Source organism: Paenarthrobacter nitroguajacolicus (genome assembly GCF_029952445.1).
Lineage (GTDB): Bacteria > Actinomycetota > Actinomycetes > Actinomycetales > Micrococcaceae > Arthrobacter > Arthrobacter nitroguajacolicus_B.
In genome coordinates this window covers 139,231-156,781 of record NZ_JAQPPK010000002.1, presented here as the reverse complement: position 1 = coordinate 156,781, position 17,551 = coordinate 139,231, and the positions used below count along the sequence as shown (strand labels likewise).

Here is a 17,551-nt window from a genome sequence, read left to right as displayed (position 1 = left end):
AGATGTCGCGAAAAGGTGCATTCTGCGAGTGATTTTGTCCGGAACGATGTCATATCCGAACAGTGCGCGGAAGGGCCGTTTCGTGACGAAGCGGCCCTGACAAACGTTGGTAAAGACTCTGTACAAAGTGGCGTCACGACTGGCCGGTTGCCCCCACTCCATATATATGGGCAGGGTTCAGTACGTTTTGGGGGCGCCGTAGATGGCGCGGCGGTCACGCTCGGGCAACAAATCCGACGTCAAGGTCGACGATGATGGGCACCTCATTGCGTTGGTCCGCAGCGGAGACATGTCCGCGTTCGACCATCTGTACCAGCGCCACCTTTCCATCGCCTCCACTGTCGCCAGACGGAACGTAGATAACCCCAGTGACGCTGAAGACGTAGTAGCCGAAGCCTTTCAATCGGTACTGCAGAGCCTGGTTGCAGGCAAAGGGCCGGACATGTTCTTCCGTGCATATCTGTTGTCCACGGTGACCCGGTTGTCCCACCAACAGAATCGAAAGAGCGGCAAAGTATTGCCCAGCGGCGACGAAGCCGTACTGGACCAAACGGTTGCCGAGCCCGACGCTGCCGTCAGTGCTTTCGAGTCGAGCACAGTGGCCCAGGCGTTCCGGGCCTTGCCGGAAAGGTGGCAGGCCGTCCTGTGGTACCTGGACGTTGAACGGATGAAACCGGCGGTCGTCGCACCCATCTTGGGCCTCTCCGCCAATGCCGTTTCGGCACTGGCTGTCCGCGCCCGGGAGGGATTGAGGAGGCAATACCTCCAGTTCCACCTTTCCGAAAGCGCGGCTGACGCCTGCACGGAGTTCGCCTCGAAACTCGGCTATTTCATCCGGGGCGGGCTCTCCAGTGCAGCTGAGCTCCGGGTCCGTCGGCATCTTGAAGGCTGTGCCAAGTGCACGGCGGCGTTGGCAGAGCTCAAAGACGTCCAAGGGACCATGCGGACCGTGCTTCTCCCCTTGGTGACGGGTATCCCACTGGCGGTATGGGTTGGAAAAAGTGCCGGACTTGGCGTACTGGGCGGCATTCTGCCGGTGAAGGGATTCCTTGCCCTACCCGTCCTGGCAAAGCCTGCGGTCATGGCCATCAGCATGGCCGCCGCTGTTGGGCTGGCATTGGGGGCGTTAGGAATCGTGGATCTCATTTCCCCCGATTCTTCCTCGGAGCCCAGGGCCCTTGAAACCGGCGCTGTGCATGAGCAGCCCAATCCAACGCCTCCTGCGCCGCCGCCCACCAGTGAGCCCGCCGCTGTGCCTGTCCCGGCGGTGCCGTTTCCCGCGGAACAACAGCCACTGAGCGCAGCTCCTCCGGAGCCTGAGCCCGTTACCGTCCCCACGCCCGCACCGTCACCGTCCAAAGCTCCACCGCCCCAAGCTCCAGCGCCAAGGCCCGCTACTGTCTTGGCCGCCGTCGGCGGTTCAGCGAAATGGGTCACTACGACGGACCGTAACGGTACACAGACTTCCAGCGTTTCTCGCTGGGATATCGCTTTCACCGCGTCAGGAACCGAACCATTGGGAAACGGCAAAGTTGTCATAGCGCTGGAAGATAATGACGTCATCCAAGCCAGCTCTGTTACGGCGCCTGCTGGCTGGTCGTGTTCCGCGGCAAGTTCGAATGCCTTGTCCTGCGTAACAAATTCGATCCAGAGGAGCGACCTCCACTTCCACCTGGAATCTGCCCCCAAGGTGCCCAAGTCCGGCGGAGTGCTCAGGTACTCCCTCAGCGGACCGGGGCTCACCACCGCCAACTTTGCCTGCAACTACTAAACGTGGGCCACTGGACCAGGCCTTTAGGGCGTTACGGCCGGGAGGCAAAACGCGCGCCAAATTCTGAGACGCATTCTTGGCTGGGGTTGGGTCCGGGTAAGATCCCGTAGGAAACAACAGTAATCCGGCTCACAGTATCCAGCGCAGTGTACGGGCCAAACCCTGACCCCGAAGGTATGTATCCATGGTTCACACTGCCCATCAAGACACCGATCTCGCTGCAGAACTGCGGGCCGACGTACGCCGCGTTTCCACCCTCCTGGGGGAGTCGCTGGTCCGGCAGCACGGTCCGGAACTGCTGCAGCTTGTGGAGCAGGTTCGCTTGCTGACCAAGGAATCAAAGGAGGCCGCGCGGGGCGGCGCCGATGCCACAGGCCCATGGAGCGCGCACGACGTCGTAGCCCAGGTGCGCGAGCTGCTCGCCTCCCTGCCGCTGGACCAGGCGACCGATCTTGTCCGCGCCTTTGCGTTCTACTTCCACCTCAGCAACGCAGCTGAGCAGGTGCACCGCGTGCGTGGACTCCGTACCCGCCAGGAAAAGGATGGCTGGCTGGCCAAGGCCGTATCCGAGATCGCCGGTCAGGCCGGACCCCAGGTTCTGCAGGACGTGATCAACGAACTCGACGTGCGTCCCATCTTCACGGCCCACCCCACCGAGGCTTCGCGTCGTTCCGTGCTGGACAAGGTCCGGAAGCTCTCCGATGTCCTGGCCGAGCCCACGGCCGAAGGCACCTCGGCCAGGCGCCGCCAGGACCGCCAGCTTGCCGAAATCATCGACCAGATGTGGCAGACGGATGAGCTCCGGCAGGTTCGCCCGACTCCGGTGGACGAAGCCCGTAACGCGATCTACTACTTGAACAGCATCCTCACCGACGCCATGCCGGAGATGCTGACTGACCTCTCCGAGCTCCTGGAGGAGCACGGCGTCAAGCTGCCCGCAGCAGCTGCCCCGCTGCGTTTTGGTTCGTGGATCGGTGGGGACCGCGACGGCAACCCGAATGTCACTGCAGCCGTGACACGCGAGATCCTGCAGCTGCAGAACCAGAATGCCGTCCGGATCAGCATTGCCTTGATCGATGAACTCATTTCTGTCCTTTCCAATTCCACGGCCCTCTTCGGTGCCGACCAGGAGCTGCTGGATTCCATCACGGAGGACTTGAAGAACCTGCCCGGCCTGGACAAGCGCATCCTCGAACTGAACGCCCAGGAGCCCTACCGTCTCAAGCTGACCTGTATCAAGGCGAAGCTGATCAACACTGGCCGCCGCGTGTCCGGTTCCACCCATCACCAACCCGGCCGCGATTACGCCACTACCTCTGAGCTGCTCGCAGAGTTCGGCCTGCTGGAGGACTCCCTGCGGAACCATTCTGCCGCGCTGGTGGCTGATGGTGCCCTGGCACGTGTACGCCGGGCCATCGCCGCTTTCGGCCTGCATCTGGCCACCCTGGACATCCGTGAGCATGCCGACTACCACCATGACGCCGTCGGACAGCTTGTGGACCGGCTCGGCACCGAAAAGCCGTACGGCGAACTGACCCGGGAGGAGCGGTTCGAGTTCCTCGGCGCTGAGCTCGCATCGCGCAGGCCGCTCTCCGGCCACCCGATCAAACTCGAGGGCACGGCAGATGGCACCTATGACGTCTTCCGCAGCATCCGGCAGGCCCTGCACACCTACGGCCCGGACGTGGTGGAGACCTACATCATTTCCATGACCCGCGGTGCTGACGACGTCCTTGCCGCGGCAGTGCTTGCCCGCGAGGCCGGTTTGATCGACCTCTTCGGTGCCAAGCCCCACGCCAAGATCGGCTTTGCTCCGCTGCTGGAAACCGTGGAAGAACTGCGTGCCTCGGCGGAGATCGTGGACCAGTTGCTCTCCGATCCGTCCTACCGGGAACTTGTCCGTCTCCGTGGAGACATCCAGGAAGTCATGCTCGGCTACTCAGATTCCAACAAGGAATCCGGCGTGATGACCAGCCAGTGGGAGATCCACAAGACGCAGCGCAAGCTGCGTGACATTGCGGCCAAGCATGGCGTGCGGGTGCGCTTGTTCCATGGCCGCGGTGGTTCCGTTGGCCGTGGTGGCGGACCCACGTACGACGCCATCATGGCCCAGCCGAACGGTGTCCTCGAAGGGGAAATCAAGTTCACTGAGCAGGGCGAAGTCATCTCCGACAAATACTCCCTCCCTGAGCTGGCCCGCGAGAATCTGGAACTGTCCTTGGCCGCCGTCATGCAGGGTTCGGCCCTCCACCGCACGCCGCGTACCTCCGAAGACGAGCGCGAACGCTACGCCAACGTCATGGAGACCATTTCCGACGCCGCCTTCGCCCGGTACCGCAAGCTCATTGACGATCCCGACCTTCCCGCCTACTTCCTGGCCTCCACGCCTGTGGAGCAACTGGGTTCCCTGAACATCGGATCGCGGCCATCCAAGCGCCCGGACTCCGGAGCAGGACTTGGCGGACTCCGTGCCATTCCATGGGTCTTCGGGTGGACTCAGTCCCGGCAGATCGTCCCCGGCTGGTTCGGCGTGGGCTCGGGCCTGAAGGCCGCCCGTGAAGCCGGCAACACAGGGCAACTGGTTGAAATGATGGACCGCTGGCACTTCTTCCGCTCGGTCATCTCCAACGTGGAAATGACCCTGGCCAAAACCGACATGGAGATCGCGGGACACTATGTTTCGTCGTTGGTCCCCGGGGAACTGCACCGCTTGTTCCACATGATCCGTGACGAGTATGAGCTCACTGTGGCCGAGGTGGAACGGCTCACCGGGGAGATCGAGCTGCTGGACGCCCAGCCAACCCTGAAGCGCTCACTGGAAATCCGCGACCAGTACCTGGACCCCATCAGCTACCTGCAGGTGGAACTCCTCCGCCGTGTCCGCGAGGAGTCGGTCTCCGGTGCGGAGATCGACGAGCGGCTCCAGCGCGCCATGCTCATCACGGTCAATGGCGTGGCCGCCGGCCTGCGCAACACCGGATAACAAACCCTCTCCCACATCCCACCCCCTTAAACGGATCCCTCCATCACCAGTGAGGGAGGGATCCGGTGAAGGGGGTGGGATGTGCAGGAGCGTTAGGGTGGTGGGATGCCATCGTTCCAGACCAAGTTGAAGATCACCGGCCTCAAACCGGGCAATGCTCCGGAGTCGGTCATGGCCGCAGCGATCGAGGCCTTGGAAACCCGTCACCACGTTGAAGCCAACCAGCTGGACATCGTGGGCGGCGTACCGCAAATCAGTCTCCGCTTCACAGTGGGCGACCGTGATTACTCAGGCGAGAACGACGAAGCCCGGACGTCGGCTGCCATGATGCGGGACGCCGTCGAACGTGTTGCCGTCACCGGGAGCCTTTATGTGCTGCGCCGCAGCCGCGGACGTTGGTCGCCCGTTTAGGGCTACACGCCCTCTTCGGGCTGGGGTGCGTCGCCGTCGAACGGCTCGTCCACGGGGGAGCGGGTGCCGCGCCGACGCGTGACGATCAGGCCCACCACCACGCCGATGACCAACCCAACGCCCACCCCGATGATTGAGCTGGCCCAAAAGGGCAGCTTGGTGGTGGACCCGGTGAAGTAGCCGAGTCCTACCTGCCACACCGCCCACAGGATGCCGCCCAGGCTGGCGCAGAAACCGAACCCACGGACGGAAACGTTGGCGATCCCGGCTGCAGCGGATGTCGCGAGCCGGCCGCCCGGGATGAAGCGCGCGCCGATGATCGCGCCGTATGCTGAGGACCGGCCGGCCTTCGCGATGGCTTCGTGGATGCCGCGGTGGACGCGGCGGCCCCACGACCAGCGGTCCAGGACGTGGCTGATCCGGCGTCTGAACAGCATGAAGACCGCCATGTCACCGAGCCAGGAAGCGAACGCGGCCAGGAACAGGATCAGCCAGAAGTTGGCGTGTCCGTCGGCTGCGAGCGCTCCGCCGGTGATGACCACCATTTCGGAGGGAATCGGCGGAAAAACGGCATCACCAAGCACCATAGGGACGATCCACAGGTAAATTGCGGATCCCCATGTCTCCGGGGCGGTGATGTCCATGCGCACAAGGTATCGCACTTGCCGCTTCCGCCGCTCGGGCGCCAGACTGTGGGCATGCGCATCGAGATCCTGCAGGGGGACATCACAACCCGCTCCGTGGATGCAATCGTCAATGCAGCCAATTCCTCGCTGCTCGGTGGAGGGGGAGTGGACGGTGCCATCCACAGGGCCGCCGGGCCGGAGCTCCTAGAGGCGTGCCGTGGGTTGAGGCGGGCTGGGTTGCCGGCCGGGCTTCCGGTCGGAGCCGCCGTGGCGACACCCGGCTTCAAGCTCCCGGCGCGCTGGGTGATCCATACGGTGGGGCCGAACCGGCATGCCGGCGAGACCGACCCGGAGTTGCTCGGGTCCTGTTTCCGGGAGAGTTTGACCGTGGCTGATGGCCTGGGTGCCCGGTCCGTGGCTTTCCCGGCGGTCAGTGCCGGTATTTACGGCTGGGATGCCCGGCAGGTTGCGGAAATAGCGTTCGACGCCGTCGACCGGTTCGCGTCGTCGCCCGCCGCGGGCAGGGCGTCGGACAGCCCGCTGGAGTTGGTGGAGTTCGTGCTGTTTTCGGAAGATACGACGGCTGTCTTCCGCTCCGTGTTTGGCGCCTGAAGCAACGCGGGGTCACTAATGGCCCATGTTTGGGGCGAACATGGGCCATAAGTGACCCCGCGTTGCATTAAGAGGGGTGGGCTTCGCTGAGCTCCAGGCGGCTCCGGTATTCCACGGGCTGCTTGGTGATGGGGTCCACGAACGTGATGCCGCGGGCCAGGAGTTGGAGCGGTTTGGCGTAGTCGTCCGGTGCCTTGTCCAGCAGTTCCGGGTAGAAGGCGTCGTTGACGATTCCCAGTCCCAGCGAAGCCATGTGCACCCGGAGCTGGTGCGTCTTGCCGGTGTGGGGCTCCAGGCGGTACAGCGCGCGCTGGTGAGTGCCGGCGTCGAACGTTCTTACTTGCTCGATGCGCGTTTCCGCGTTCGGTTCGCCGTCGATGACCTCTGCGAGCAGGTAGCTGCGCGATTTCGTCATGCGATTGCGGACTGTGGCGGGAAATTCGACGGCGGGATAACCTGCGGCGGGCGTCGCGGCGGACACGCACTCGTATTCTTTCTGGACCTGACGCTTTTCGAAGAGCACCTGATACTTGCCGCGTGTTTCCGGGTTGGTGGAGAGCAGCAGCAGTCCGGCCGTCATCCGGTCAAGGCGGTGCATGGGGATGAGGTCGGGAAGGTCAAGCAGGTTCCGGAGCCTTACCAGCGCGGATTCCTGGATGTAGGTGCCGCCCGGGGTGGTGGGGAGGAAGTGCGGCTTGTCCACCACGAGGATGTGTTCGTCCTGGTGAAGGATGTTGATTTCCACGGGAAGGCGGGTTTCCGGTGGCAGCGTGCGGTAGTACCAGATGAAGGTGTGGTCCTCCAGTTTGGTGCTCCGCGTCAGGGGTACGCCGCCCTCACCCACGATCTCTCCGGCGTCGAACCGGTCCTCGATGCCTTGGGGGTCGATATGTCCCCATCGATGCATCATGTAGTCCATCGCAGTGACCCAAGGGCCCTCGCCCGGGAGGCGGAGGCGGGTGGCGTTCACGCCGTCGCGTACGGGGAGGGGGGATTGCATCACCGGACAATTCTACTTTGCTGGCGTTGCGAGGCCTGCTCTACGCCCTATTCAAGGCTCGGAGGGCGCAGAGCGGGCCTCACAACGGGAGCAACTCTCCCGAACATAAAATAGTTCTTGACAATAAAAGTTGTCGGTGGCCATACTGGAGGCATGTTGGACATCGAAGTGATCGAGGACCCTGCGGCAGCGGAAGCTTCGCTGGACCCAATCCGGACGCGGATCCTCCAGGAACTCGTCGAGCCGGCGTCGGCCACACAGCTGGCCGCCAAGGTCGGCCTGCCTCGCCAAAAAGTGAACTACCACCTCAAGGCCTTGGAGCGTCACGGCCTGGTGGAGCTGGTGGAGGAGCGGCGCAAGGGCAACGTCACCGAACGTGTCCTGCGTGCGACGGCGGCGTCCTACTTGATCTCGCCGGTAGCACTGGCCTCCGTTGCGCCGGATCCGCGGCGTTTCTCCGACCGTTTCTCAGCGTTCTGGCTGCTCGCGCTCGCCTCGCGCACCGTGCAGGAAATGGGCAAGCTCATCTCCGGCGCAGCGGTGGCGAAGAAGAAGCTGGCCAGTTTCGCGATCGATGGCGAGATCACGTTCCGCACGGCCGCCGATCGCGCGGCGTTCGCTGAAGAGCTCGGGGTAGCGGTGACGCGCCTCGTGGATAAGTACCACGACGGCGGTCCTGCCGCCGAGGCGGGGGGCGGACGCAAGCATCGGCTCGTCGTCGTCCTCCATCCAGCACTGAAGACCCCATCACAACCCGCTTCCGCTACGGAAAAAACATCAGATAAGGACCAAAGCAATGACTGACAACCGGAACTTTGAGATCGTGGCTGACACCGAACTGCCCGGCACGCCGGAACGCGTGTGGAACGCCGTCACCGCCGACACTGCCGCTTGGATGTTCCCCACGGACCAGTGGCCCGCGGTGAAAACGGTGGAGGAATACCCCACCCATCTGGTGTCCCGGATGGAGGGCCCCGAAGGCTGGTTCAACCAGTTGGAGCACGTCCTCGAGCCGCTGGAAGGTGGACGGGCGAAGCTCCACTACGTCCACAGCGGCATCTTCGCCGACAACTGGGATGAGCAGTACGACGGCGCCAGCAAGCACACCCGCTTCTACCTTCACACCCTGGGCCAGTACCTGGAGTTCTTCGATGGCCGGCCGGTGGTTTTCACGGATATCCAGGCGCCTGCTTCGTCGCAGACGCCGGACGGTTTCGTGCAGCTGAAGAGGGCCTTGGGGGTTGAGGGCGCCGCTGCCGGGACTGCTGTTGATGTGGAGCTCGAAGGCGTCGGGCGGCTGAGTGGCGAGGTGGACTTCGCCGACGGGAACTTCCTCGGGCTGCGGACCGCTGACGCCATGTACCGCTTCTTCGGCCGGAACGCTTTTGGCGCTCCGGTGGGGATGACCGTGCACGACTTCAGCGGATCCGGGGACGCCGAGCTGACGGCGAAATCCTGGGGTAGCTTCCTGGAAAAGGTTTACGCGTAGCTCACTGTTTGGGATCGGGGGCCCAAGCCCGGGCCACCGATTCCAGTGCCGCCTCATAGATTCCGGCCCAATCCGTGCCGGGCTCGTTCATCCGGGCGAGTTCCAGTCCCACCAGTCCGTGGACCTGGCCCCAGATGGCCATCGCAACCACTGACGGATCTTCGGCCCGAAGCCTTCCGGCGGCTTGTGCCGAGGTGACCGCCTCCACCAGGGGGAGCATCGAGTCGGAGGCGACGTCCGGCGTCGGGCTGCATTCAATGTAGGTGGCCAGCGCGCCGCCGAACATGAGCCGGTACAGGGCGGGATGTTCCAGGGCCCAGGTGCGGTAGGCCCGGCCGAGCTCCCGGAGGCCTCCCGTTGCTGCCTGGCGCTGGGATTCGCCAAAGGAGCGGAAGCCCTCGTCGATGGCAGCCGTCAGCAGTTGGGCCTTTCCGCCGAAGAGTGAGTAGATGGCCGACGTCGAGGTTTCTGCTGCTGCGGCGACATCGCGCAGGGTGACCCGGGAGGGTCCTTCCCGATCCACGAGGTCGGCGGTGACTGCCAGGAGCTTTTGCTGGACCAGGTGGTCGTGGACTACGGGTCTTGCCATGCCTTCCATTGTTCCATAACATTGTTTCATAACGCTGTTATGAAACAACCGAAGGAAAGTCATGGCACAGAAGATCTTCCCGGGCCGCTTCACTGCGGACGTCGGGCGCAGCGAAGTGACCGTCTTCCTCATCGGCATGCGGGCCAACAGATGGTGGAAGATGGGCCGCGTCGCCAAGGTGGCCTCGGCGATGCCCACCATGATGCAGCACCTCGCCACCCACCCGGAGGCCGGACTGCTTGGCAGCGAGCAGTGGTTCGGGCGGACCACCATTCTCCTCAGCTACTGGGAAAGCCCGGAGCATCTCAGGCGCTTCGCGGCGGACAGGGATTCACCCCACCTTGGGCCCTGGCGGAAATTCATGAAGGAGATCGCGGGCAGCGGGGACGTGGGCGTGTGGCACGAGACGTACCAGGTGCCGGCGTCGGGGATTGAAGTTGTTTACAGCGGCATGCCCTTGTTCGGCCTCGCGAAGGCAACATCGCACGTTCCCGTCGGTCCGGGCACCAACACCGCGAAGCAGCGGATGGCCTCATCGGCCGCTTCGCACCCAAGTAGGTAACAGCAAACGTCGCTACGGAGCCTCATTGGAGCAAGAGCTGTCACTTAGTTGGGCGGCTTGCAGCGGATTAGGCGACGGCGGCGGGCCGCTCCGGCTTGAGGGTCCGGCGCAGTTGCGGGGAACCATCGAGCTTGTCCTGCGCGGCACGCAAGGCCCGGACTGCGACTTCCAGTTGCTCCGGGGGCAGCGTGAACGGGACGCGCAGGTAGTGCTCAAAAGCCCCGCCCACGCCGAATCGCGGACCGGCCGCCAACCGCACACCGAAATCGGGCGCCAACACTGTGAATGCTGTGCTGCAGGGGCTCGGGAGCCGGCACCATACTGTCAACCCGCCCTTGGGAATCTCCACTTCCCACTCGGGCAGGTACTTCTCCAAGAGGCGCAACAAGGATTCCCGGTTGTGGCGAAGCTCCTCAAGGCGTGCGTCCAACGGTGCGGAGAAAGACCTGATCAAACGCGCTGCCGCCAGCTGTTCCACCACCGGGCCACCCAGGTCCATCACCGTCCTCGTTGCGATGAACCTGGGTATCAGGGCCTCGTCGGCGCGGATCCATCCGGTCCTGAGGCCCGCCCAATGGGACTTGCTCAGTGACCCGACTGAAACCACAGCGGGACTGAACGCCGACATCGGTGCGGTGCGTACGCCGTCGAGATTCAAGCCGCGCAGTGTCTCATCCACTACCAGCACCGTCCCTGCGGACGCGGCCGCGCGGGCCAACCGCCGCCGTTGGAGATCGGACATGATGCGCCCCGTCGGGTTATGGAAATCCGGTACGAGGTAGGCCATCGCAGGCTGTTGCTGGCTCATTGCTGCCACCATCGCGTCGATGTCCCAGGCGGGAGAGGTGTCCGCCGGCAAGGCTACCGGAAGGATCCTGCACCCCGCTGCGCGGATGGCGTCCAGCGCGTTGGGATAGGTGGGGTGCTCCACCATGACCCGGTCCTGCTTGCCCGCCAGGGTGCGCAGCACGATGTTGAGGGCATGCTGCGCCCCGGACGTGATGAGGATCTGGCTGGCAGTGGTGGGCACACCCTCGGCCGTGTATTTGTCCGCGATCGCTTCGCGCAGGGCAGTCACGCCCATGGCGTCGTAACCGAAGCCCGGCAGAAGGGCGGGCAGCTCGGTCAGTGCCTCGGCGAACGCCCGGTGAACGGCTTCTCCAGCCGCGGGCAGGGAGGCATAAGCCAAATCGAGGAGTCCTTCCGGTGCCGCAAGTCCGGGCATGCTTGCGGGCACCGACCGGTGCGGGATGCACGTCCGTCCCCGACTGCCTTGGCCGGCGGTGAGGAAACCTTGCTCGCGGAGGCCGGCGTAGGCGGCCGTCACTGTTGTGCGGCTAACGCCCAGCGTCTGGGCGAGCGCGCGCTCGCTGGGCAGCGCGACGTCCAGCGGGATGCGGCCGTCCATCACCAGCAAACGCACGACGTCGGCAAGCTCGCGGTAGGCGGGCAGGGCGCCGGTGTTCCACTGCCCCAGGAGGCGAAGGAGGGCGGTGGGATTCAGGGAAGGGGCCATAAGACCAGTATTCCAAACTGGCTATGGAATACAAGGCCAGTTCTCTTGGATCATGTATTTCATGATGACCCGCAGAATCACGCAACTCCTGATCGGCCTGGCAATGTACGGCATTTCCCTGGCCATGTTCATCCGGGCCGGACTCGGCTTGGACCCCTGGGACGTTTTCCACCAGGGCCTCGCCGTGAAGACCGGCTTCAGCATTGGCGTCGTGGTCATCGCTGTCAGCTTCCTGGTCCTCCTGCTCTGGATCCCGCTCCGGCAGATGCCCGGGGTGGGAACCATCGCCAATGCCGTCCTGGTGGGTCTCTTTGCGGACCTTGGCCTGTGGCTCATTCCGGAGTTTTCGCACCTCGGCGGACAGATCGCCATGCTTGCCGGAGCCGTGATCCTCAACGGCATCGCGTCAGCCTGCTACATCGGAGCCCGGCTAGGCCCCGGAGCCCGTGATGGCCTCATGACGGGTTTGGTACGGCGCACCGGATGGTCCGTGCGACTGGTCCGCACCGGGATCGAAGTGGTTGTCCTGGCCGTCGGCATCCTCTTGGGCGGCTCCGTCGGAGTTGCCACCGTGGTCTACGCCTTGGCGATCGGCCCGATTGTCCAGGTGCTGTTGCCAAAGTTCATGGTGCCCGAGCGGGCAAAGGCAACGGCCCCCACGGAAACCGTGGAGGCCGCAACCGCTGCATGACTGCAGATGACCGCCGACTGCCTAGCGGCACGCCTCCAAATCCTCGCCGTACCGCAACCAATCCGGCAGGTCCTGAGCCAGCGCGTCCCGGATGGTGGGCGATCCAGCGCTCCGCCAGTCGACGTCGTCGTTAATCTCGATCTCGTACTTCTTCCACTCGAACCAATTGATCATTTTTAGCTGCGGGTACTTTTGGTGGGTTTCGGCGGAGAAGACCTGGCGCCACCAGGCACGCTTGACGTCCAGCTCCGAGGCCCCGCCGCGCGCAGGCGTGAAGATCGCGGCGGTTTCCGGGATGGCGACCGGACGGTTATGGTCCACGCCGTACACCTGGTAGAAATCAGGCACTGAACTGTCGTCGCCTGCGGTGCCGCTGTATGTGCCCGTGAGCATCGCCAGGAACTTGCCGGGCTCGGCAATGTCGTTGTTGCCCCAAGGGCGCTGGTTGCCCCAGTGGTAGAGCGAGACGCCCACCCAATCCACGGCGTCATCCCCGGGATAGTAAGGCGCATAGGTGTCATCAGCCATAGTGAGGGTGCCGTCGTGGTCGGTATCCAGCGCGGCAAAATCCGGAGTGCCCGGTCGGGCCGCGTACTGCCCGCCCGTGAACGGATAGCCGCCCCCGTAGTTCGGCGCCCACATCATGGACGTTCCCGGCGCCCGGGTATGCACCGCCGCCGCCACTTTGCGGAACACCTCAACGTAGCGGATCGGCTGTTGGCCCCAGGCATACCAGGAACCATTCATCTCATGGGCAAAACGTACGACGACGGGCGTCCCCTGATCGTTGATGGCGCGTAAGTCGGTGGCCAACTTGTCGATCACTTCATCGCTCATGGTCACCAGGCCGCCGTGCGGCTCGAGCGTCAGGAGCAGCACCCCGCCGCTCGCCCGGACCTGCGTGACGGCATTGGTGGTGTGGGACCACGTTTCGTCGTCGTAGGGAATGTCGGAGAACTGCACCACTACCGCCGGATTGTGCCCCAGATTGGCCGTGTGCTCGGCCAGGGTCTCGGAGTCCCAGTCCAGGTTGACCCCCAGGAGTACGCCGTCTTTGGGGATGATCGATGCCGCATCACCGGCCTTGCACAGCGATAGTGCCTGGACGATCGGGACTACTTCCTTGGAGGCGAAGCCCAGCCCGGTGGCCGCCAGGGCTGTCACGAGCAAGGGGACCAGCAGGCTCGCGCGTCGGCGTTTGCGGTTGGGATGGCCGGCGAAGGTGGGGGGAGTTGGCTTATTCCGGGGTGGGCGCGACACCGCCGTGCTTGTGCGGGCCATGTCAGCCCCATCCAAAGGTGCGATGCCGTGGTCCGAAGAGGCCACGCCAACCGGGCTTGGACGTGAGGCGACGGCCGTGCACGCGCGTCCGACCGCCGTCGACCGCTTCCTCCCGGGTTTCGTAGATACGGGCGACTTGCCCCAAATGGGCCTGCAGGCGCGTGGTTTCCAGTGCCGTGGAGCTGCCGAACAAGCGCAAATCTCCGCCCCTGGATCGTAGGACGTGCAGCACCTCCATGAGCCCGACGACGCCGGAAGCACCAACGGTGGTCACAGCGGCCACATCCAGGAAGACCAAGATGGGCCCATCGGATGCGGCCTTGGCGGACTCTTGCCGGATGGCGAGGACGGTTGCTGCGTTCAACGCGCCGACAACGGACAGATCGACGGAGGTCAGTGACGAGGGTGTGGTGTTTGAAACATGGGAGAGCATGGACATGATGGGTCGCTCCTTGCTGGGGGATGGAACGGCGTTTTATATGGGATGTCTCTGGTCAGCGCCCGGTTGGAGGCGGGACGAGCGAATCTGTATCAACGATGGCGGTGAGTTCGCCGGGCGTGGGAATGGGATCGATTTGTTCATCGCCTGGTCCCCGGTATCGGGCGGCACCGATGACCACGCTAAGCAGGGCCAGGTCCAGGCCCACCCAAGCGAGGGTGATGAGCGTGGGGTACAGCGGTGCCGCACCAGTAACCGCACGGTCTATGCCGATGCCCGAGGAGACAACCAGGACGGCCATCGCCACCACTTGGGTCCGGACGTGATGGAAGCCGCGTCCTGCCGCCTGCTTGCTCTTGGCCGTGACGGAGAACGTCAGGTGCTTGCCCAGGAAGACCGCCGCAGCACCGGAACAGGTGGCCGCGATCCACGTAGGAAAGAGCGCAAAAGACCATTGCTGGCCGCGCCACAGACCGCGTGATCCGTTGCCGGCTACCTGGAACAGCAGCTGGCAGGAGATGAAGAATGGCAGGAACAGGCAGAAGAACACCACAGGACTGGCTGTCAGGGGATACGTGCCGGCTACAAGAAACACCACGGGCGCCGCGATGTAGCTCAGGGCGGCGAACCCGTTGAGGTAGCTGGTCATGGTGCCCAAATACATTAGGCGTTGTGCCAGGGCAAGCCCACGCAGGAACAACGGGTTGTCGTTGAAAAACACCTGCATGGTGCCGGCTGCCCAACGATGCCGTTGCGACAACATGGTGGACACGTCCTCCGGGGCCAGCCCGTGGACAAGGACTTCGTGGTGGTAAACGCTGCCCCAACCCATGGCGTGGAGGTGCATGGCCGTGGCCATGTCCTCGGTGATGGTGGTGGTGTCCATCGGGTGGATCGCCAATGCCTGGTCGGTATGGGCAACATCCACCGATTCGAGGACAGCGTCGAGCTCCGGCACCACATCGTCCATGGCATCCGGAACAGCCAACGCAGCCGCATGGAATGAGACCCGTAGCTCAAACGTGATCTCCGCCAGTACATCGCCCCGGCGAAGCTGCTGCTCCGCGCGGGTGATCGCTGCCAGTGCCTGTTCCACCACCGGCATGGCGGCTGGATGTCGGCGGCCAAGTTCGCCGAGAAGGTCCTGCAACCGGGAACGGCCCCTGCGCAGGGCACTCCAGGTGTGCTCTGTGGCGGTCCGGGTGTAGCGGGTCAGGCCCAGAGCCATGAGGGCTTCCCTGCGCAGGACGGCATTCGAGCCGCAAAAGAACGCCGCATCCCAACCATCCTTGCCCTGCTGGATAGGTCCGTAGAAGAGTTCGGCCTGGCTGCCCAGGGGGTCGCGGTCCGGAACATTCCAGAAATGCTGCGGAGTCTGGACGAAGGCCACCTCAGCGGCATCAAAGTAGCCAAGGACCCGGTCCAGGAAACGCGGCTCCGGGACTTGGTCCGCATCCAGGATGGCCACGAACTCACCCGTGGTCATGGATAGGGCGTTGTTGACGTTGCCCGCCTTGGCGAACCGCTGCCGGCCGTCCCATTCGGGGCCCCGCGTAATGTATCCGACGCCGATCTGCCGGGCTGCGCTCGCGAACACACTGCGGTTCCCGTCATCCAGGATCCAGGTTTCGTGTGGGTAGTCCATGTCCCTGGCCGCGATGGCCGTCTTGAGGACAAGCTCAAGCGGCTCGTTGTAGGTGGCAATGAAAACGTCTACGGTCCGCCCCGGCAGGGCAGGCGGAGGCGGCGGCCGCCGTCGTGCGTTCCACATGGTGATGGCGTACAGCGCCGACTCGCCCAGGCTGTAGGTCTCCGCGGCTACGAGCGGCAGCGAAATCCACCACGCGTCCCACGCAACGGTTCCTGACCAGCGCCAACTGATGTAGATCAACCCGAAAGAAACTACGAGGACCGCGAGGATCCTCACCAGAATCTGCTTGTGAATGCCCATATTTAGCCTCCGGTAACTGCTGGGGAAAAGGCAAAGGCGCGGCAGGCTGTCCAGACGCCCGGAGGGCGAAACTTGGAAGGACACGGCTGACGCGCCTGGAGCATGCATCGTCGATGCTCAGAGGAAGGAAATCAGTTGCGATAAGGAAGTTTCCTGTTCCTTATCCCACTTTCTCCCGCTTGCATTTCGTCGCCGTTACGGGATTGATAAGTACTTTCGCGTTGATTATTTCCTTCCAGTGACGTTTTGCGTGTCCCGTCAAAAAGCCTTGCGCGCTGGATGAAAAGGCCGTCAGAGTTGCGTTCATGAAGCGAAGACTCATGCCTTTGGTGATGGTCATCGTCGGATTCACCCTCACGGCGACACTCATCGCTCCCGAGCCTCCGGCGCTGGCGGCCACCGGCATGCCGGCTCCTGGTGCGCTGGTGTGGAGCGATGAATTCAGCGGGCCTGCGGGAACCGCCCCGGACAGCAGCAAGTGGGTTCCGGACACAGGAGGGTCAGGTTGGGGCAACGGCGAGTTGCAGTACTACACCAGCAGTCCCCGGAACGCCGCCATGGACGGGCAGGGAAATCTGGCCATCACGGCGCGTCGGGAAAATCCCGAGGGCTACTCCTGCCACTACGGACCGTGCCAATACACCTCCGCGCGACTCATGACCGCAGGGAAGTTCAGCCGGACACAAGGCCGCTTCGAAGCCCGTCTCAAGCTGCCCAAAGGACAAGGAATGTGGCCCGCCTTCTGGATGCTGGGCAACAACGTCTTCACCGATGGCTGGCCCACCAGCGGCGAGATCGACGTCATGGAAAACGTCGGCAAGGAACCCGGCACGGTCTGGGGCAGCATCCACGGCCCAGGCTATTCCGGAGCCAACTCGGCCAATGGCAGCTACACCCTTCCCAACAGAAAGGCCCTGGGCGACGCATTCCACACCTTCACCGTGGACTGGGGACCGGACTCGATCACGTGGTACATCGACGGCATTGCCTATTCAAGAAAGAGCGCGGCCAGCGTTTCGGGGGCGTGGGTTTTCGACCATAATTTCTTCATACTGCTTAACCTCGCCGTCGGCGGCAATTGGCCGGGCGCACCGGATTCGGGGACCGTTTTCCCGCAATCCCTGTTGGTGGACTATGTCCGCGTTTACGAACTCGCGGACGCACCGTCGCCACCGGCTGTGGCGGCAGGGGTTCGGATCCAGGGCTACGCGGGCAAATGCATCGACGTCGCCGGACGCCAGGCCGTGGACGGCGCCCAGCTTCAATTGTGGGATTGCGATACGGCTGCCTCCGAGCAATGGTCTTTTGCCAGCAACGGCACCATCCGATCGTTGGGTAAATGCATGGATGTGGCCTGGGGATCCACTGCCAACGGCGCGCGTGTGCAGCTCGCTTCCTGCAACGGAAGCGCGGCGCAACAATTCGTGCTGAACTCCGCCGGAGATTTGGTGAATCCGCAGGCCAACAAATGCGTGGACGTGGCGGATTGGGCGTCTGTGAATGGTTCCCGTCTGCAATTATGGGATTGCGCCGGTTCCGCCAACCAGAAATGGTGGCGGATGGCGTAGAAAAGCGTCCGACGGCGGCGCGCGGCAAACGCGGGTCCGGCGACTGTTGCTGGGGCGGCTGG

16 protein-coding genes are annotated in these 17,551 nt (G+C 63.8%); 9 read left to right on the top strand and 7 right to left on the bottom strand.

The window, feature by feature from the left end:
* Nucleotides 1–202 precede the first annotated feature (202 nt).
* The 3 genes from PJL15_RS02050 (at nucleotide 203) to PJL15_RS02040 (ending at nucleotide 5,165) form a co-directional block, all read left to right on the top strand.
* The gene (locus PJL15_RS02050) at nucleotides 203–1,771 is read left to right on the top strand and encodes a sigma-70 family RNA polymerase sigma factor (RefSeq protein WP_281449544.1); all 1,569 of its coding nucleotides are present in this window, start codon (nucleotides 203–205) and stop codon (nucleotides 1,769–1,771) included.
* 184 nt (nucleotides 1,772–1,955) lie between these two features.
* A complete protein-coding gene (gene ppc / locus PJL15_RS02045) occupies nucleotides 1,956–4,754 on the top strand; it encodes a phosphoenolpyruvate carboxylase (RefSeq protein WP_281449543.1) in 2,799 nt (932 codons plus the stop codon).
* Nucleotides 4,755–4,859: 105 nt separating this feature from the next.
* Nucleotides 4,860–5,165 carry a hypothetical protein gene (locus tag PJL15_RS02040; protein WP_281449542.1) on the top strand — a complete coding sequence of 102 codons (306 nt, stop codon included), beginning with the start codon at nucleotides 4,860–4,862 and terminating at the stop codon, nucleotides 5,163–5,165.
* A gap of 2 nt (nucleotides 5,166–5,167) precedes the next feature.
* Here PJL15_RS02040 and PJL15_RS02035 read toward each other — a convergent pair whose 3' ends face one another.
* Nucleotides 5,168–5,809: a DedA family protein gene (locus tag PJL15_RS02035; RefSeq protein WP_281449541.1), complete on the bottom strand. Its 642-nt coding sequence runs from the start codon at nucleotides 5,807–5,809 to the stop codon at nucleotides 5,168–5,170.
* 54 nt (nucleotides 5,810–5,863) lie between these two features.
* Here PJL15_RS02035 and PJL15_RS02030 point away from each other — a divergent pair, with 54 nt between their 5' ends.
* Complete coding sequence (locus PJL15_RS02030; protein WP_281449540.1) at nucleotides 5,864–6,403, top strand: O-acetyl-ADP-ribose deacetylase; 540 nt, start codon at nucleotides 5,864–5,866, stop codon at nucleotides 6,401–6,403.
* A gap of 67 nt (nucleotides 6,404–6,470) precedes the next feature.
* Here the strand turns inward: PJL15_RS02030 and PJL15_RS02025 are convergent, their stop codons facing one another.
* Entirely contained in the window at nucleotides 6,471–7,403 is a 933-nt protein-coding gene (locus PJL15_RS02025; protein WP_281449631.1) for an RluA family pseudouridine synthase, read from the bottom strand.
* Between the two features lie 153 nt (nucleotides 7,404–7,556).
* Between PJL15_RS02025 and PJL15_RS02020 the strand changes: the two genes are divergently transcribed.
* Complete coding sequence (locus PJL15_RS02020; RefSeq protein ID WP_281449539.1) at nucleotides 7,557–8,207, top strand: winged helix-turn-helix domain-containing protein; 651 nt, start codon at nucleotides 7,557–7,559, stop codon at nucleotides 8,205–8,207.
* Nucleotides 8,200–8,892, top strand: a complete 693-nt coding sequence (locus PJL15_RS02015; protein ID WP_281449538.1) for an SRPBCC family protein — start codon at nucleotides 8,200–8,202, stop codon at nucleotides 8,890–8,892. The genes PJL15_RS02020 and PJL15_RS02015 overlap by 8 nt, the downstream gene beginning before the upstream one ends.
* 1 nt (nucleotide 8,893) lies before the next feature.
* On the opposite strand, the gene PJL15_RS02010 is transcribed toward PJL15_RS02015, so the two are convergent.
* Entirely contained in the window at nucleotides 8,894–9,481 is a 588-nt protein-coding gene (locus PJL15_RS02010; protein ID WP_281449537.1) for a TetR-like C-terminal domain-containing protein, read from the bottom strand.
* A gap of 61 nt (nucleotides 9,482–9,542) precedes the next feature.
* Between PJL15_RS02010 and PJL15_RS02005 the strand changes: the two genes are divergently transcribed.
* A complete protein-coding gene (locus PJL15_RS02005) occupies nucleotides 9,543–10,043 on the top strand; it encodes a DUF4188 domain-containing protein (protein ID WP_281449536.1) in 501 nt (166 codons plus the stop codon).
* Nucleotides 10,044–10,110: 67 nt separating this feature from the next.
* Here the strand turns inward: PJL15_RS02005 and PJL15_RS02000 are convergent, their stop codons facing one another.
* Nucleotides 10,111–11,559 carry a PLP-dependent aminotransferase family protein gene (locus PJL15_RS02000; RefSeq protein ID WP_281449535.1) on the bottom strand — a complete coding sequence of 483 codons (1,449 nt, stop codon included), beginning with the start codon at nucleotides 11,557–11,559 and terminating at the stop codon, nucleotides 10,111–10,113.
* A 61-nt stretch (nucleotides 11,560–11,620) separates the two neighbouring features.
* Here PJL15_RS02000 and PJL15_RS01995 point away from each other — a divergent pair, with 61 nt between their 5' ends.
* Nucleotides 11,621–12,250 (top strand): YczE/YyaS/YitT family protein, encoded by a 630-nt coding sequence (locus PJL15_RS01995; protein ID WP_281449534.1) that lies wholly within the window; start codon nucleotides 11,621–11,623, stop codon nucleotides 12,248–12,250.
* A gap of 21 nt (nucleotides 12,251–12,271) precedes the next feature.
* Here the strand turns inward: PJL15_RS01995 and PJL15_RS01990 are convergent, their stop codons facing one another.
* The 3 genes from PJL15_RS01990 to PJL15_RS01980 are packed head-to-tail and all read right to left on the bottom strand — an operon-like array spanning nucleotide 12,272 to nucleotide 15,921.
* On the bottom strand, nucleotides 12,272–13,531 hold the full coding sequence (locus PJL15_RS01990) for a glycoside hydrolase family 26 protein (protein ID WP_281449533.1): 1,260 nt from the start codon (nucleotides 13,529–13,531) through the stop codon (nucleotides 12,272–12,274).
* 1 nt (nucleotide 13,532) lies between these two features.
* Entirely contained in the window at nucleotides 13,533–13,970 is a 438-nt protein-coding gene (locus PJL15_RS01985) for an STAS domain-containing protein (RefSeq protein ID WP_281449532.1), read from the bottom strand.
* Nucleotides 13,971–14,025: 55 nt separating this feature from the next.
* Nucleotides 14,026–15,921, bottom strand: coding sequence for a glycosyltransferase family 2 protein (locus tag PJL15_RS01980; RefSeq protein WP_281449531.1), 1,896 nt, complete (start codon nucleotides 15,919–15,921; stop codon nucleotides 14,026–14,028).
* A 305-nt stretch (nucleotides 15,922–16,226) separates the two neighbouring features.
* Between PJL15_RS01980 and PJL15_RS01975 the strand changes: the two genes are divergently transcribed.
* Nucleotides 16,227–17,489 (top strand): ricin-type beta-trefoil lectin domain protein, encoded by a 1,263-nt coding sequence (locus tag PJL15_RS01975; protein WP_281449530.1) that lies wholly within the window; start codon nucleotides 16,227–16,229, stop codon nucleotides 17,487–17,489.
* The last annotated feature ends 62 nt before the right edge of the window (nucleotides 17,490–17,551 follow it).

What these genes read in the sequence shown, in the direction of transcription:
- PJL15_RS01990 (WP_281449533.1), bottom strand. Translation starts at nt 13,531, where the DNA reads ATGGCCCGCACAAGCACGGCGGTGTCGCGCCCACCCCGGAATAAGCCA.
- PJL15_RS02000 (WP_281449535.1), bottom strand. Translation starts at nt 11,559, where the DNA reads ATGGCCCCTTCCCTGAATCCCACCGCCCTCCTTCGCCTCCTGGGGCAG.
- PJL15_RS02035 (WP_281449541.1), bottom strand. Translation starts at nt 5,809, where the DNA reads ATGGACATCACCGCCCCGGAGACATGGGGATCCGCAATTTACCTGTGG.
- PJL15_RS01980 (WP_281449531.1), bottom strand. Translation starts at nt 15,921, where the DNA reads ATGGGCATTCACAAGCAGATTCTGGTGAGGATCCTCGCGGTCCTCGTA.
- PJL15_RS01995 (WP_281449534.1), top strand. Translation starts at nt 11,621, where the DNA reads ATGATGACCCGCAGAATCACGCAACTCCTGATCGGCCTGGCAATGTAC.
- PJL15_RS02010 (WP_281449537.1), bottom strand. Translation starts at nt 9,481, where the DNA reads ATGGCAAGACCCGTAGTCCACGACCACCTGGTCCAGCAAAAGCTCCTG.
- PJL15_RS01985 (WP_281449532.1), bottom strand. Translation starts at nt 13,970, where the DNA reads ATGTCCATGCTCTCCCATGTTTCAAACACCACACCCTCGTCACTGACC.
- PJL15_RS02020 (WP_281449539.1), top strand. Translation starts at nt 7,557, where the DNA reads ATGTTGGACATCGAAGTGATCGAGGACCCTGCGGCAGCGGAAGCTTCG.
- PJL15_RS02025 (WP_281449631.1), bottom strand. Translation starts at nt 7,403, where the DNA reads ATGCAATCCCCCCTCCCCGTACGCGACGGCGTGAACGCCACCCGCCTC.
- PJL15_RS02005 (WP_281449536.1), top strand. Translation starts at nt 9,543, where the DNA reads ATGGCACAGAAGATCTTCCCGGGCCGCTTCACTGCGGACGTCGGGCGC.
- PJL15_RS02015 (WP_281449538.1), top strand. Translation starts at nt 8,200, where the DNA reads ATGACTGACAACCGGAACTTTGAGATCGTGGCTGACACCGAACTGCCC.
- PJL15_RS02050 (WP_281449544.1), top strand. Translation starts at nt 203, where the DNA reads ATGGCGCGGCGGTCACGCTCGGGCAACAAATCCGACGTCAAGGTCGAC.
- PJL15_RS02040 (WP_281449542.1), top strand. Translation starts at nt 4,860, where the DNA reads ATGCCATCGTTCCAGACCAAGTTGAAGATCACCGGCCTCAAACCGGGC.
- PJL15_RS02030 (WP_281449540.1), top strand. Translation starts at nt 5,864, where the DNA reads ATGCGCATCGAGATCCTGCAGGGGGACATCACAACCCGCTCCGTGGAT.
- PJL15_RS01975 (WP_281449530.1), top strand. Translation starts at nt 16,227, where the DNA reads ATGAAGCGAAGACTCATGCCTTTGGTGATGGTCATCGTCGGATTCACC.
- ppc (WP_281449543.1), top strand. Translation starts at nt 1,956, where the DNA reads ATGGTTCACACTGCCCATCAAGACACCGATCTCGCTGCAGAACTGCGG.